This window comes from Clavibacter michiganensis (genome assembly GCF_016907085.1).
Taxonomy (GTDB): Bacteria; Actinomycetota; Actinomycetes; order Actinomycetales; family Microbacteriaceae; genus Clavibacter; species Clavibacter michiganensis_O.
In genome coordinates this window covers 1,945,888-1,959,978 of record NZ_JAFBBJ010000001.1, presented here as the reverse complement: position 1 = coordinate 1,959,978, position 14,091 = coordinate 1,945,888, and the positions used below count along the sequence as shown (strand labels likewise).

General features: G+C 75.6%; 15 protein-coding genes and 1 pseudogene. 6 read left to right on the top strand and 10 right to left on the bottom strand.

Going from position 1 to position 14,091, the window contains the following annotated elements; translation table 11 throughout:
• Nucleotides 1–81 precede the first annotated feature (81 nt).
• Nucleotides 82–1,206, bottom strand: coding sequence for an ice-binding family protein (locus tag JOE38_RS09025; protein WP_204575854.1), 1,125 nt, complete (start codon nt 1,204–1,206; stop codon nt 82–84).
• A 99-nt stretch (nt 1,207–1,305) separates the two neighbouring features.
• Here JOE38_RS09025 and JOE38_RS09020 point away from each other — a divergent pair, with 99 nt between their 5' ends.
• Nucleotides 1,306–1,728, top strand: coding sequence for a GNAT family N-acetyltransferase (locus tag JOE38_RS09020; protein WP_204575852.1), 423 nt, complete (start codon nt 1,306–1,308; stop codon nt 1,726–1,728).
• Between the two features lie 60 nt (nt 1,729–1,788).
• On the opposite strand, the gene JOE38_RS09015 is transcribed toward JOE38_RS09020, so the two are convergent.
• The 4 genes and pseudogenes from JOE38_RS09015 to JOE38_RS09000 form a co-directional block, all read right to left on the bottom strand.
• Nucleotides 1,789–2,382, bottom strand: coding sequence for a hypothetical protein (locus tag JOE38_RS09015; RefSeq protein ID WP_239544792.1), 594 nt, complete (start codon nt 2,380–2,382; stop codon nt 1,789–1,791).
• Between the two features lie 3 nt (nt 2,383–2,385).
• The gene (locus tag JOE38_RS09010) at nt 2,386–3,333 is read right to left on the bottom strand and encodes a hypothetical protein (protein WP_204575850.1); all 948 of its coding nucleotides are present in this window, start codon (nt 3,331–3,333) and stop codon (nt 2,386–2,388) included.
• Between the two features lie 86 nt (nt 3,334–3,419).
• Nucleotides 3,420–4,104 (bottom strand): annotated as a pseudogene (locus tag JOE38_RS09005) (nitroreductase family protein).
• A gap of 3 nt (nt 4,105–4,107) precedes the next feature.
• Nucleotides 4,108–4,482 carry a hypothetical protein gene (locus JOE38_RS09000; protein ID WP_204575848.1) on the bottom strand — a complete coding sequence of 125 codons (375 nt, stop codon included), beginning with the start codon at nt 4,480–4,482 and terminating at the stop codon, nt 4,108–4,110.
• Between the two features lie 89 nt (nt 4,483–4,571).
• Between JOE38_RS09000 and JOE38_RS08995 the strand changes: the two genes are divergently transcribed.
• The gene (locus JOE38_RS08995; RefSeq protein WP_204575846.1) at nt 4,572–5,198 is read left to right on the top strand and encodes a histidine phosphatase family protein; all 627 of its coding nucleotides are present in this window, start codon (nt 4,572–4,574) and stop codon (nt 5,196–5,198) included.
• Here the strand turns inward: JOE38_RS08995 and JOE38_RS08990 are convergent.
• Nucleotides 5,195–5,563, bottom strand: a complete 369-nt coding sequence (locus JOE38_RS08990) for a hypothetical protein (protein WP_204575844.1) — start codon at nt 5,561–5,563, stop codon at nt 5,195–5,197. The two genes, JOE38_RS08995 and JOE38_RS08990, sit on opposite strands and share 4 nt — an antisense overlap.
• A 271-nt stretch (nt 5,564–5,834) precedes the next feature.
• Between JOE38_RS08990 and JOE38_RS08985 the strand changes: the two genes are divergently transcribed.
• The 4 genes from JOE38_RS08985 to JOE38_RS08970 all read left to right on the top strand — a co-directional run bounded on the left by JOE38_RS08985 (nt 5,835) and on the right by JOE38_RS08970 (nt 9,322).
• Nucleotides 5,835–6,173 (top strand): STAS domain-containing protein, encoded by a 339-nt coding sequence (locus tag JOE38_RS08985; RefSeq protein ID WP_204575842.1) that lies wholly within the window; start codon nt 5,835–5,837, stop codon nt 6,171–6,173.
• Nucleotides 6,166–6,588 (top strand): ATP-binding protein, encoded by a 423-nt coding sequence (locus JOE38_RS08980; protein WP_204575840.1) that lies wholly within the window; start codon nt 6,166–6,168, stop codon nt 6,586–6,588. Before JOE38_RS08985 ends, JOE38_RS08980 begins: the two co-directional genes overlap by 8 nt.
• Nucleotides 6,588–7,916 (top strand): PP2C family protein-serine/threonine phosphatase, encoded by a 1,329-nt coding sequence (locus tag JOE38_RS08975; RefSeq protein WP_204575838.1) that lies wholly within the window; start codon nt 6,588–6,590, stop codon nt 7,914–7,916. The genes JOE38_RS08980 and JOE38_RS08975 overlap by 1 nt, the downstream gene beginning before the upstream one ends.
• Before the next feature lie 146 nt (nt 7,917–8,062).
• On the top strand, nt 8,063–9,322 hold the full coding sequence (locus tag JOE38_RS08970; protein ID WP_204575836.1) for a PP2C family protein-serine/threonine phosphatase: 1,260 nt from the start codon (nt 8,063–8,065) through the stop codon (nt 9,320–9,322).
• Between the two features lie 19 nt (nt 9,323–9,341).
• On the opposite strand, the gene JOE38_RS08965 is transcribed toward JOE38_RS08970, so the two are convergent.
• The 4 genes from JOE38_RS08965 to JOE38_RS08950 are packed head-to-tail and all read right to left on the bottom strand — an operon-like array spanning nt 9,342 to nt 14,069.
• Nucleotides 9,342–10,187 carry a hypothetical protein gene (locus JOE38_RS08965; protein ID WP_204575835.1) on the bottom strand — a complete coding sequence of 282 codons (846 nt, stop codon included), beginning with the start codon at nt 10,185–10,187 and terminating at the stop codon, nt 9,342–9,344.
• Nucleotides 10,184–10,609, bottom strand: a complete 426-nt coding sequence (locus tag JOE38_RS08960; RefSeq protein WP_204575834.1) for a DUF4913 domain-containing protein — start codon at nt 10,607–10,609, stop codon at nt 10,184–10,186. Before JOE38_RS08960 ends, JOE38_RS08965 begins: the two co-directional genes overlap by 4 nt.
• On the bottom strand, nt 10,606–12,384 hold the full coding sequence (locus tag JOE38_RS08955; protein WP_204575833.1) for a type IV secretory system conjugative DNA transfer family protein: 1,779 nt from the start codon (nt 12,382–12,384) through the stop codon (nt 10,606–10,608). The genes JOE38_RS08960 and JOE38_RS08955 overlap by 4 nt, the downstream gene beginning before the upstream one ends.
• On the bottom strand, nt 12,381–14,069 hold the full coding sequence (locus tag JOE38_RS08950; RefSeq protein WP_204575832.1) for an ATP/GTP-binding protein: 1,689 nt from the start codon (nt 14,067–14,069) through the stop codon (nt 12,381–12,383). Before JOE38_RS08950 ends, JOE38_RS08955 begins: the two co-directional genes overlap by 4 nt.
• Nucleotides 14,070–14,091: the final 22 nt, after the last annotated feature.

Sequence of the window (14,091 nt, the reverse complement as noted above, 5' to 3'; positions counted from 1 at the left end):
GTCCGGGCCGTGCGCATGACGGACGCCCGCCCCCGCGCGAGGCGGGGACGGGCGTCCGGTGATGCGGTGCCGCGGTGGCGGCTAGTGCCGGCGGCGGCGCACGCGCACCGCGATCACCGCCACGATGCCGGCCGCGAGGGCCGCGGCGCCGAGGCCGAGCTCGAGCGCGAGGCGCGCCCCGTCGCCACCGGTGCGGGGGAGGTGGCCGGCCGGGGGAGGCACGTCGCCGGGCGGGGTGGTGGACGTCGGCACGCCGGAGGTGGGCGTGGGCGACGGGGTGGGCGTGGATCCGCCGGTCGAGCCGCCGGTGCCTCCGCCGGTGCCGCCGTCGGTGCCTCCGCCGGTGGATCCGCCGCCCGGGGTGGGCGAGGGCGCCGGCGTGGACGAGGGCGCCGGCGTCGGGGTGACGACGGGCGTGCTGCCCGAGCCGATGGGCGACGTGGTGGTGCCGCAGGTGGAGGAGGTGAACGCGTCGTCGTCGAGGGTGACCGAGCCGTTGCGCGCGAGCGCTCGGCCGTCGACCGTGGCGCCCGTGCCGACCGAGACGCTCGTGAGCGCGAGGATCGTGCCCGCGAAGCCGGAGCCCGTGCCGAGCGACGCCGAGCTCGAGACCTGCCAGAACACGTTGCAGGCCTGGGCGCCGTTGACGAGCGACACCCGGCTGCCGGAGCCGGTGGTGAGCGACGACGGGGCCTGGATGACGAAGACGGCCGACGGGTCGCCCTGCGCGTCGAGCGTGACGGTGCCGGTGTTGGCGAGCGGGCCGGCCGCCGTGTAGACGCCGGGCGTGAGGGTGGATCCGACGAGGTCGGCGGGCACCGCGGCGGTGGTGGGGCGGCCGGCCGCGTCGTCGTAGGCGGTGGTGAGGTCGGACTGGGCCTGGCCGGCCGCGGCGTCGGCCGCGTGCGTGGCGCCGCCGACGACGCCCGGCGGGAAGCCCGTGACGGACGCCGCGGGGCTGGTGCCGAGATCCGCCGAGAGGGTGGTGGGGCCGGTGTTGGTGACGCCCTGGCCGGCGAGCACCGAGTACGAGGCGGCGGTGCCGAGGCCGACGGTGGCGGTGGCGGCGAAGGCGCTCGCCGGGGCGAGGAGGGCGGCGCCGAGGCCGGACGCGGCGACGGCCGCGACGGCCAGCGAGGCGACGGCGAGGGACCCGGACCGGCTCCGACGTGATGAGGACGTGCAGGCATGGCGCGACTGGTGCATGGACAGCTCTCGTCGGAAGGGTTGGCGGGCGGAACCGCGACCGTATCGAGCCTCGGCAATCGGGCGTGCGCGGAGTCCACAGGTCGATACGGTGTCGGGGTGATCCCCATCGCCGTCGAGATCCCCGCCCGCGACGAGCTGCTCGACCTCTACGGATCCGTCGGCTGGAGCGTCTACGCGCGCGACCCCGAGCGGCTCGAGCGGGCGCTCGCCGGATCCGCCCTCGTCGCCACCGCGCGCGACGCCGGAGGCCTGCTCGTCGGCCTCGTGCGCACCGTGGGCGACGGGGTCTCGATCTGCTACGTGCAGGACCTCCTCGTGCGCCCCGACGTGCAGCGCGCCGGGATCGGCCGCGCCCTCCTCGAGCACGTGCGCGCGAGCCAGCCGGCGGGCGTCCTCCTCGTGCTCACGACCGACGCGGGCGGCACCGAGGACGGCGACCGCTCGCACCCCTTCTATCGCGCGCTCGGCTTCACGCCGCACGCGGAGCAGGGGCTGGCGGCGTTCTCCCTGCGGGTCTGACGGGGCGTCGCCCGCGTCAGCTCGGCAGGACGCTGGCGCTCTGCGGATCCTCGATTAGGTTCAGCGCGTCGTCCCGGTCGAGGCTCCCCGGGAAGTTGAGGTGGGTGAAGCGGCCGTCCGGGTCGTAGGAGGCGGTGGGCGCTTGGATCCGGGATCCGCGCACAGCCGCGAGAGCGCCGCCGTCCGCGCGGCCGAGAGCGTGCCGGTCGAGCCGATCGCGAGCACGACGCGGAACCGGGCGCCGCCGTCGAGGTCGAGTCGGAGAACGAGCGGATCCCGCCGCTGACGCTTCCGGGGCTTGTCGTAGCGGGACTCCCGCGGCCGCGGCGCCAGCTCGATGCGCGCGCCGACGAGGTCGGTGAACGGGCGCTCCCGGCCGCGGAGGCGGAGGACGCCGCGGCCGCCGTCGAGGTCGAGTCCGGGTGCGAGGCGCGTGATGACGAGGAGGAGGAGCCCTCCCGCGGCGACGACGCCGAGCAGGACTGTGGCTGCCACCGTGATCCAGCCGCCACCGACGGCGTCCTCCACGCGGCGGCCGAGGAGGCCGAGGGGATTCGAGCTCACCCAGACGATGAGGAGGAACCAGCCGCTGCCGAAGAGCAGGCGCTGCCGGTAGCTGGGTGGCGGGATCCGCACCCACCCGTCGTCGGCCACGCGTCAGCTCCCGTCGGCGGGGCGGGCGGGTGCGTCCGCGTCGGCGGCCTCCTGAGCGGCATGCGCGGCTGCGGCGCGCTGCTCCGCGGCCCGGCGCGCATCGCGCCGGATGACGAGCGCATAGGCGATCCCGCCGGGCAGCATGACGATCGCGATGCCGATCACGGGGATGCCCTGGCGGCCGAAGAGCGCGTCCGGGTGGAACACCGAGACCACGGTCGCGCCGAGTCCGAGGAGCATCGCGAAGGCGGCGATGACGTACTGGGAACGGGCGCTCTGGCGCGGGACGCGGGGCGTCGTGCCCGCCCGGTGGACGTTGCGCGCACCCGACCCGAGACCCCGCCCGGGGAGCGCCGCGGTCGGGTCGGCGGTCCCGCTGCCGTCCACGAGGGCCGCGGTGTCTTCCAGCGTCAGGTGCCCCGGGAACTCGACGTGCGCGAACCGGCCGTGCGGATCGTCCTTCGAGCGGGGCGGCGCGATGCGGGATCCGCGGATCGCCGCGAGGAGCGCATCGCGCTGGTCGTCGGCGAGCCGCACGCCCTCGCGGGAGGAGACGACGACGCCGCAGCTCTCGCCGCCGGTGGTCGAGAGGCGCAGGATCAGGGTGTCGTCGCCCTCCCCGCCGGTCAGCTCGATCCGGGCGCCCGTGATCTCCGAGAAGCCCCACTCCTTGCGCCCGATGCGGAGGACGCCGCGCGCGACGTCGACCGCGGGCGGCTGCGTGCGCTCGGCGACGACCAGGTACGCGATGCCGAGCACGGCGAGCGCTACGAGGATCGGCAGGCCCACCCGGATGAGCGGCGACGGGCCGACCGCCTCGTCGACGACGCGCGTGAGCCCGCCGACGGGCGTCCAGAGGAAGAGGGACACGATGGCGAGCGAGCCGAACGTGAGCAGCCAGCGCTGCCGGGTGCCCGGGGACGGGATCCGCACCCACGCGCCGCTGGCCATGCTCCGACCCTACGGGGGCGGATCCGCGGCCCCGCCCCGATCAGCGCCCGCCCGCGCCCCCAGAACGAGGCGCGCGGTCCGCGGGATCAGCCCGCCGCCGGCTCGTCCCACCCCTCCTGCGGCGTCTCGCACGTCCCGCGGAACACGTACTGCGACGGGCGCTTCCGCTCGCGGCTCGACCAGTCGATCGCGGGGCGGCGGGCCTCCGGCGGCAGGTAGCCGAGGCGGTACACGGCCTTGAGCTCGAGCTCCGGCGGCACGCGCAGCAGCTCCTCGACGCGGGCCCACTGCTCCCGGATCTCCATCGGGAACGAGATGAACTGGATCCCCATGCCGATGGCGCCCGTGGTCAGCCACACGTTCTCCATCGCGGCGCCCATCGAGAACGTCGAGTAGAAGGACGCGAGCGACTCGGGGCGCTCCTCGGCGCGGTCGAGCATCACGCCGATGAGCAGCGGGCAGCCGGTCGAAGAGCATGCCGTCGCGGCGCGCGTCCATCTCCTCCTGCGAGACGCGGAAGTGGTGCTTGTAGCGCTCGAAGAAGGTGCCGTTCGACATCGTCTCGGTCATGCTCGCGCCGCTGATGTCGGCGATCCGCTCGATCGTCTCCCGCTCCTCGACGAGCACGAAGCGCCACGGCTGGCTGTTGAGCTGCGAGGGGGCGCGGCCGGCGACTTCCATCAGGAGCCGCTGGTGCTCCTCGCTCACGGGGTCGGGCAGGAAGGCGCCGTTGGTGGTCCTCCGGGCGCGCAGGACGTCGAGGAAGTCGATGCGTCAGCTCCAGGTGGCGAGGATGCCCCGGGCGTACCAGGGCGCGGCGGTCAGGGCGACGGCGGGGTGCCGACGGGTGCGCGTGCCGACCGCGGGGAGCGCGGCGAGCGGGATCAGGGCCGGGGCGAGGCGGAGGGCGGCGCGGACGGCTGTGGGCCGCGCGGACGACCCGGCCCACAGCGGCGACGCGAGCGCGAGCGCGGTGAGCGCGCTCGTCAGCACGTACGCGCGGTGGTGGAGGCGGAGCTCGGGGCGGGGCGGCAGGATCCGGGTGGCCGCCGCGATCCCGATGGCGCAGTTCAGGAGGTACGCGGCGCTCGCCGCCGCGAACGCGACGCGGACCGCGGGCGTCGCGGCGCGGGTCCGGCTCTCGGTCATCCCCTTCGACGCTAGTCCGGCGACGCACGGGTCGGTCGGGCGGCGACGGGAGCGCGCCGTCGCCGGCGGGATCCCGGTTGGATGGACCCATGCAGATCTCCCCGGCGACGCCCGCGCGCCTGCTCCTCACCCGGCACGCGCAGACGCCCTGGAACCGGGAGTACCGCTACAACTCGCGCACCGACGTGGACGTCGGCGACGACGCGGCGGAGCAGCTCGCGCCCCTCGCGGACCGGCTGCGCGGGGAGGGCGTGGAGCGGATCCTCGTGAGCACGCTCGCGCGCGCCCGCAGCACCGCGCGGATCCTGCAGGAGCAGGGCGTCGCGCCGGGCGTCGTGCCCGAGCCGCGCGCCGAGCTGGTGGAGCTCGACTTCGGCGGGTTCGAGGGGATCACGCGCGACGAGCTCCGCGGGCCCGTGCACGGCCCGGCGTTCGCGGCCTGGCTCACGGGCGACGACGGCGAGCCCGCGGCGCCCGGCGGCGGCGAGACGTGGGCGGCGGCGGCGGTGCGGGCGCGCGCGGTGCTCGAGGACGTGGCGGCGGATCCGCGCACCACCCTCGTGGTCGCCCACGGCTACCTGCTGCGCGTGCTCTACCTCACCGCGCTCGGCCGGTCGCCCGCGCTCACGCGGTCGCTGGTGTGGGCGAACGGGCAGCTCATCGAGCTGGAGCGCGACGGATCCGGGTGGCGCGAGCGCGGCACCCCCGCCGGCTAGTCCTCCGGGCCCGCGGGATCCGCGCACTCCGCCGGGTAGCGGAGCTCGAACACGACCTCGTCGATCACGCCCGTCCAGACCATGTCGTCGCCGCGGCGCGCGAGCGGGCCGTCGGTGAGGTCGATGGCGTCGGCGAGGCCGAGCCCGGCGATCCACGACTCGATGACGTCGCGCCGCACCTCGGGCGCGTACGCGTCGGCGTCGCCCGAGAAGTGCACGCCCTCCCACGGGCCGCCGAGCTGCCAGGCCAGCGGAGGCAGCCCGCGGAGCTCGCCCTCGGCGTTCCAGGCCAGGCCGATGGAGGTCTCGATCGCCAGCCGGGTGATGCGGCGCTCGGTCGGGACGTGCTCGGGTGCGGTCGACACGGTCTCTCCTCGTGCGGCCGGTGCGGCCGTGCTCGTGCGTGGGGTCAGCCGCACCGTAACGGGGCGCGGGCGGCGTCGCCAGTCGGATGCGCCGCGCGGACATGCGACGGGACGCCGGAGCACCCATCGTATTTCCTCGGGCGATGGATGAGAGGATGATCGCAGCGGAGTCAGGGGATCCGGGCGGGGGACCGCACGGGACCGACGCCGCCCGTCGGCCGCATCGGGGGATGACGAGACCGGCGCACCGCACCATCCGAGGGGGAGACACATGGCGCTCACGACCGCCACCGCACGACGCGAGGACGACGTCACCGTCGTCACCGCAGCAGGGATGCTCAACATGGCCGCGGCCCCCGAGCTCCGGCAGGCGATCCACGACGCGCTGGATCCCGCCCCCGCGCGCATCGTCGTCGACCTGGCCGGCGTCGACTTCATCGACTCCTCCGGCCTCGGCGCCCTCATCGCGGGCCTCCGCGCGGCGCGCGACACCGGCGGTGACCTCCGCATCTCGGCGCCCGGCCCGCAGGTGTCGATGGTGCTGCAGCTCTCCAACCTCGACCGGGTGCTGATCTCCACCCCCACGGCCGAGGCGGCCTACCGTGACTGAGACCACCCGCAGCCTCACGCTCCAGTCCCCGCCCGACGACGTCGACGCCGTCCACGAGCTCGTCGCCGGCCTCTGGGACGACCGCCCCGACGTGGGCGCGCTCGACCGCATGGCCTTCGAGACCGCGCTCATCGAGCTCGCGTCCAACGTGATCGAGCACGCCGACAACGGCCAGGGCGTCACGTGCGAGGTGAGCGTCACGGTCGACGACGGCGTGATGCGCGCGCGGCTGCGCGACGGATCCGAGCCGGGCGACTTCCGCCTCGTCCCGCGCGAGATGCCGGGCGCCGAAGCCGAGTCGGGCCGCGGCCTCGCGATGGTGCAGATGCTCTGCGACGAGCTGACCTACGAGCGGGTCGGCGGCGAGAACGTCTGGAGCGTGCGCCGGACCCGGATCGAGCCCGAGGCGTCCTGATGGTCTCGCCCGCGCGCGCGCCACGGCTCGCCGCACTCTCGCTGCCCGCGTGGGTCGGCCGCGCGGCCTGGATCCCCGAGTCCGCCGCCCGGACGGGATCCGCCGGCACGTCCGGCCCCACCCCCGCGCTCAAGCAGCTGCCGATGCTGGTGCTCTTCGCGCTCGCGGTGCTCACCAGCGTGGCCGTGCCCACGATCGGGATCACGGCGCCGCGCGCGCTCCTCGTGTCCTGCGCGATCCTCGTGGTCGGCACCCTGCTCGCCGTCGTCGTCACCCTGCGCCACGACCTCGCGCGCTTCGCCGTCGTCGTGCCCGCCCTCGACTTCCTCGCCGTCGGCCTGCTGCGGATCGGGACGGGCGAGAGCGCGTCCGTGTTCGGATCCCTGGTGATCCTCCCGGTCGTCTGGTTCAGTCTGAACCCGAGCCGCTGGAACGTGCTCGTCGCGTTCGTCGGCACCTACGTGTCGCTCGGCCTGCCGCTCCTCCTCCGGCTCGGCGGGCAGAACGCGAACGAGCTGTGGCGCGGGTTCTTCAGCGCCCTGGCCTTCGCGGTCGCGGCGCTCGTGGTCAACGAGCTGTCGCGGCGCACCCGGTTCAGCCTCGAGGAGTCGCGCGCCCGGGAGCGGGTGAGCGAGGAGGAGCTGACCCGCGCGTCCATCGTGCAGCGGGCGCTCCTGCCGAAGACGAGCGTGCCGCTCGACGGGTACCAGGTCGCGGGCGCGTGCCTGCCGTCCAAGGCCGTGGGAGGCGACTTCTTCGACTGGTACCCGGTGCGCGAAGGGCTGGCCTTCACCCTCGGCGACGTGATGGGCAAGGGCGTGGGCGCGGGGATCATCGCGGCCACCGCGCGCGCGGTCGTGCGCAGCGCGAAGAACGTGCCGGATCCCGTCGCCGCCATCGAGCGCACCGCCGACTGCTTCACCGCGGAGATGAGCGCGGCGGCCTCCTTCGCCACCGTGTTCCACGCCCGCGTGCGCGCCGAGGACAACACCGTCCTCTACGCCGACGCGGGCCACGGCCTGTCCGCGCTGGTGCGCGCGGACGGCACGCACGAGCGGCTGGAGTCCACGGACCTGCCCGTCGGCGTGCCGGGGGCGGCCGGCTGGCGGTCGCACGAGGTCGCGCTCGGCCCCGGCGACCTCATCGTCACCTTCAGCGACGGCGTGCTCGACCTCTACGACGGCACCCTCCGCGCGGTCGACCGGGTGGCCGAGCTCGCGCGCGCGTCCTCGTCGGCGGACGAGCTGGTGCGGCGGATCACGGCGCTCGCCGCCGGTCAGGCGAACCCGGACGACGTGACCGTGGTGGTGCTGCGCCGCGAGGCGTGAGCGGGTCGCGCGTCGGGCCCTCCGCATCCGGGGAGGGCTCCGAAGACCAGCGCATACACTCGAAGCAGGCGCCGCGATCTGGGGGGATCGTGCGGCGGGCGGCACCCCGCCCGACGCGAGCGTCGCCGGATCCACCAGGGGGGCACATGGCCATGCAGGAACCCGTCGCGCGCCAGGGCGGCTCGGATCCCGCCGGTCGCGCCACCCGCGACGCGGACACCGCGCGCGGTTCCGCCGAGGAGGCGCGCCTCCGGGCCGTGCACGACCTGCGGCTCGTCGGATCCACCGCGGAGGAGCGCTTCGACCGCGTCACGCGCGTCGCGCGCGAGCTGTTCGGCGTGCCGGTGGCCGAGATCAACCTGGTGGACGACGCCGAGCAGTTCACGAAGTCGCCGCAGCCCGCGGGCGTCTCCCTGCTGTCGGACCGCACGCAGTCGTTCTGCGACGTCGCGATCCGCTCGTCCGGCATCCTCGTGGTGCCCGATGCGACGCAGGACGCGCGCTTCGCCGAGCGCACCACGGTCACCGGCCCCCGCCACATCCGCTTCTACGCCGGCCGCCCGCTGCTCTCCGGCGGCCAGACCGTCGGCACGCTCTGCCTCGTCGACACCGAGCCGCGCGAGCTCGCGCCCGACCAGGAGAAGCTGCTCGACGAGATGGGCGCCTGGGTGGAGCGCGAGCTCCGCGACAGCCGGGACGAGGAGCTCGCGGGCGACATCCAGCGCCGGCTCCTGCCCGTCGACCGGCCGCTCTGGCCCGACTTCGACCTCGCCGGCATCAGCCGCCCGGCCCGCGGCGTGGGTGGCGACTTCTACGCGTGGGGCGAGGACGCCGACGGCCTGCACGTGACCATCGCCGACGTGATGGGCAAGGGCGCGGGCGCGGCGATCCTGGCGTCGGCCGTGCGATCGGGCTTCCAGGCGCACCGCGGTCCGGATGCCGCGGGCACCGTCACCGCGGTGCAGGCCCAGCTCCAGGCCGACCTCGACGCGACCGAGACGTTCGCGACGTTCCTGCACTGCCGCGTCGACGGATCCACCGGCCGCTTCGCGTACGCCGACGGCGGCCACGGCCTCACGGTGGTGATCCGCGCGGACGGCGCGCACGAGATGCTGCCGGCGCTCGGCCTGCCGCTCGGCGTGGTGCCGGGCGCCTCGTGGGCGGCGCGAACCGGCGAGCTGCGGCCCGGCGACCGGCTCCTCGCGTTCACCGACGGCGCGCTCGACCTCTTCGACGGATCCCTCGACTCGGTCGCGCCGCTCATCGACCTGGTGCGCACGGCCGCGGACGCCGCCGAGACGGTCGGCCGCATCGCGGACGCGGCCGCCGCGGCCGCCGCGCGCGGCACTGTCGGCGACGACGTGTCGGCGGTGTGCGTGCGCTACGCGGGCGGCGCCACTTCCTGAGCCGACCGCGGCCCGGCCCTCAGGACTCGACCGCCCCCAGCGCCTGCAGGCTCGGGTGGTCGCGCAGCGCGTCGAGGCCCTGGGTACCGAGCACGGTGAGCACCGCGGCGATGGGGGCGTCGACGCCGCGGAGGCGGAGCGGCTCGACGTCGGGGAACTGGCAGACGAGCGCCCACTCGCGCACCTCGGGGTAGACCGCCGTCATGCCCGCGTACCAGAACGCGAGCCAGCGGCCGCCGACCTGGCAGAGGAGGCGGCGGTCGGAGATCACGAGCCGCACGGGCTGCAGCTCGCGCCACTGCTCGGCGGCCCGCGCCTCGGCCGCGCTCCGCCGGGACGCGTTCCCGAGGGCCGCGACCGCCATCCCTCCGAGCACGAACGCGGGGCTCCCGACGAGGAACCCGCTGGATCGCGTGTACGTGACGTCCTGCCCGTAGTACCGCTCGTAGTCCGCCTGCACGTCGTAGAGGAACACCTCGCCGGGCTCGGCGACGACGTCCCAGACGGGGAAGCCGGGCGGGCGCTCGCCGCGCAGCAGCGACGCGCGGAGACGGCACGCCTCCACCCAGCCGGCCGCGCTGCGGACCGCGAGGTCCTGCGCCGCCGCGGCCTCGCGGGCCGGTCGGGCGAGCTCGTGCTGCGCTCCCCGGACCATCCCCTGGAGCACGCGCGCGCCGCGGATCAGGGTCCGCACCGCCGCGACGCAGAGGAGGAGGAGCACGAGCCCGGGGATGAGCGTCGCGGGTCGGGTGAGCACCGACGGATCCGCCGCCGCGGTCAGGAGCGCGAGCAGCCCCATCCCGAGCACGAGCAGCGCGGGCCAGCACAGCAGCAGCCGGAACCAGCCCGGCACCTCGCGCCTCACGACGCGGCTCCGGCCGGATCCGGCTCCGGATCCGGCTCCGGATCCGGCTCCGGGTCCGGCCGCGGCGCGCACGGCAGCGGCTCCCCGGCCTCGGTGGTGGCGGAGGTGCGCGCGAAGGGGCCGGTCGGGCCCATGAGGACGGCGAGGTGGTAGTCCGCGTGATCCCGCCACCAGACGCTCATGCCGGTCGCGCCCTCGAGCCGCAGCGCCTCCCACGCGAGGTGGAGCGCCTCGAGCCGCGCGACGGCCTCGGGGTGGCGCCACCACTCGGGATCCCACCGGCTCTCGCCGCGCGGGCTCACCTCGCGGCGGTAGGCGGGCGCGAGGAAGCCGCGGACGAACGCGTCGACGTCGGGGAAGACCTGCGCGGCGGTGGCGGATGCGGCGGCGGGCGCGTCGCCCCAGCCGAACGCGTCCGTCACGACGCGGCCCCCGGTGCCGGTGCCTGTGCCGGAGCCGGGCCGGCGACCGCGCGGGCGTCGGCGGCGGCGAGCGAGGCGCGGATCACGGCGGCCTCGGGCCCGTCCATCCACGGCACGGTCGCGATCATCGACGCGCGCACGCCCGACGCGAGCAGCACGGCGCGGCCGCGGGGCAGCTCGGCGAGCTCGGAGGTGTCGAGGATGCGGCGCCGGTCGTTCTGCACGCTCGTGGACCGCACGCCGCGCGTCGTCGAGCTGGAGACCGTCTCGTGGTCGTAGTCGCCGATGAGCTCGGACAGCTCCCGCAGCCACTCGGCCTCCTTCACGCCGCCGAGGTACACGACCTCGTTCGCGGCGCTGAAGAGCTTGCGCATGCCCTCGCGGCCGAACACGTCGACGCCCTGCGCGTACGACTGGAAGATCGACAGGACGGGGATCCCGCGCGAGCCGAGGTGCGAGTACAGGTCGGGCAGCTCCTTCCACCGGCACACGTTCGCGGCCTCGTCGAGCACGCACACGAGCGGCGTCGTCAAGCGACCGCCCGGCTGCGTGCGGGCGAGGCGCTCGGCGGCCTCGACGATCGCGACCGTGAGCGCCGTCACGAGCGGGGCGGCCGTGCCCTCGCCCTCCACCGACAGCGAGTACAGCGTGTCGGTGGAGCGCACGAAGGCGTCGGGGTCGAGCCGGGGGCGGGGATCCGCGGCCGCGTCGCCGCCGGCCGGCGTGATCCACCGGTTGATGCGGCTGCTGCGCACGCACGACGCCATCTTCCGGGCGGTCGCGTACACGCCGTCGCGCTGGCGGGGCGAGGTGCGCGAGGCGCTCTCGACGTCGTCCGCGATGAGCGGGTACCCGCCGCGGCGGAGGATGCCCACCATCTCGCGCTCGTCCGGATCCGTGAGCCAGCCGAGCACGTCCGTGATGGGCCGGCGGTCGAGCGCGGCGGCGAGGAGGAGGCCCGTGAGGAGGTCCTTGCCGGCCGCGTCGAAGAAGGCGTCGCCGCGGTCGTCGGCCTCCCGGGATCCCGCGGCGAAGTGCCCGGCGAGCTTCGCGGCGGAGGTGTCGTCGGTGACGGAGGAGAGCGGATCCCACCACCAGGTCGGCTCCTCGTCCACGACCTGCTGCGGGTCGAACACCCACGCGGTGCCGACGCCGGCGCGCAGGTCGCGGGTGGCGCGCACGACGTCGGGCTTGTTCGACGTGGTGACGAGCGCGCCGGGCGCCGCGAGGATCGCCGGCACCACGAGCGAGGTCGTCTTGCCGACGCGCGGGCCGGCGATGCCGACGACCACGTCCTCCCACGAGGCGTAGAGCATGCCACCCGAGCGGAGGTCGCGGCCGAGCGGCAGCCCGGGGCGGCCGGGCACGCCGAGGCGGGCGGCCTTCGCGAGCGATGTGCGCTCGCGCAGCTCGTCGAGGTCGGACACGGAGGCGAGGTAGCGGGCGCTGCGGTCCACGCGCGTGCGGCCGCGGCCGAGGCGGCGGACGGCGCGCGCGACGGCGACCGTGAGCGCCGTCAGCAGCGCGGCGACGGCGACGGCGATCACGACGGCCAGCGGGGTCCACGCGACCTCGCCCTTCTTCAGCGCGATGGCGACGGCGAGCGGATCCCCGGGCAGCGGCGCCCCCGCCCCCGTGAGCGCGCGCGCCGCGGCGAGCCCCGCCCACGCGGACGCGAGGAGCCCGGCGGCGATGCCGATGGCCCACGTCGCGATGACCGTGCCCGGGTTCGCGCGCCCCGGCTCGGCGCGGCGGTTGGTGCGCTCGGAGCTCATGCGGCGCCGGCCTCGACGGCCTCGGGCTCGGCGGCCTCGACGGCCGACAGCGGCGGCTCCGACGGACGGGTCGACGCCTCGTCCGGCTCCGGGAACGACTCGGTCGCGTGCCACGCCTTGTTGGTGTCGTTGATGTGCCGCTCCTCCTCCGTGAGCTCCACGTGCACGGGGATCCCCGGGTGCCCGCCGACCTTGATGAGGAACCGCCCGCGGCCCGGCGGCTCCTGGTCGGGCGACCAGCCGGGCGGGTTCTGCCACGACATCACGAGGTCCTGCTCCGAGCGCGACAGGGCGACCGCCTGCGTGAGCATCGACATCTCCGCGCGCGGCAGGCCGCCCGCGACGACCATGCCGGCGCGCTCGACGAAGCCGCGCGCCTTCATCCGGTCCTGCTCGTCGGCGAGCGCGAGGAGGTCGGACATGGTGTGCGTGATCATCGCGAGCCCCACGCCCCGCTGCCGGTTGAGGCGCGTGAGCGAGTCGATGCGGTCGACGATGCCCTTGCCCACGCGGAGCGCGCGCCACAGCTCGTCCATCACGATCAGGTAGTGCCGCCGGGGCTGGAGGCCCGCGTCAGCGAGGGCGGTCGCCACGTTCACCGTGCCGAAGCCCTGCGACCAGCAGGCGAGGAGCACGGCGGCCTGGAGGTCGGTGTCCGACTCGTCGATGGACGACACGTCGTAGACCACGGGCCGGTCGTGCCGCATGGCGACGTCGGTCTGCTGCGCGAAGATCTCGCCCAGCCGACCGCCGCGCGTGAGGCTGATGAGGCTGGCCTCGAGCCCGCGGGTGATCTCCTGGTAGCGCCCGAGGTCGCCGCGGTCCACCGCCACGTCGCGCACGGCGGGGTGGGCGTCCTGGATCACGCGCAGCAGGTCGGCGAGCACGGGAACGCCCGGGAACTCGTCGTCGAGCACGCGCAGGGCCGCGTCGATGATCGACTCCTCCACGTCGTCGGGCGCCTGCTTGCGGAGGATCGTGAGCAGCGACGAGACCATCGTGTTGCGGCGGCCGTGCGCGTCGGCGATGAGGCGCTGCCGCTCCTGCTCGAAGCCCGCGGCGCGCAGCTGCTCGGCGGCCTCGATCGCGCCGCCCGGATCCAGCACGTTGAGGTGCCCGCGCCCGCGACCGAGAGTGATGACCTGGCCGTCGAGCGCGTGCACCATGTCGACGTAGTCGGGCTTGAGGTCGCCGAGCACGAGCGGCAGGTAGCCCATGCCGTCGCCGCCCACGCACATGCGGCGGATGAGGGTCGACTTGCCGAGGCCGGGGAGGCCGAGGGCGAAGATCGACGGGTTCGAGATGATCCCGGACTGGAACCACGAGATCGGGTCGGCGCACACGGTCGCGCCCGTGTCGAGGTGCAGGCCGAGCGGCACGCCGCTGATGGGGCTGCTGGATCCCACGGCGTACGGCCACAGCCCGCACACCTGCACGGTGGTGCCGCGCCACTCCGGGGCGGGCTGCACGAGCACGGTCTCGCCGCGGGCGCGGCCGAGCCAGCCGCGCGGGGAGGGGCGGCGGTGGGAGCGGGCGGCCGTGCGGAGGGCGCGGCGCTCCGCCCGGGTCGGCCGCGGCACCTCGGGACGGGCCTCGGCCTCCGACGCCGCGCGGGCCGCCTCGGCGGCCAGCTTCCGGGTGCGGCGGGTGGCGACCTTGCGGGATCCCTGGTCAAGCGCGGGCACGGCGGCTCCTCTCGTGGCGGGC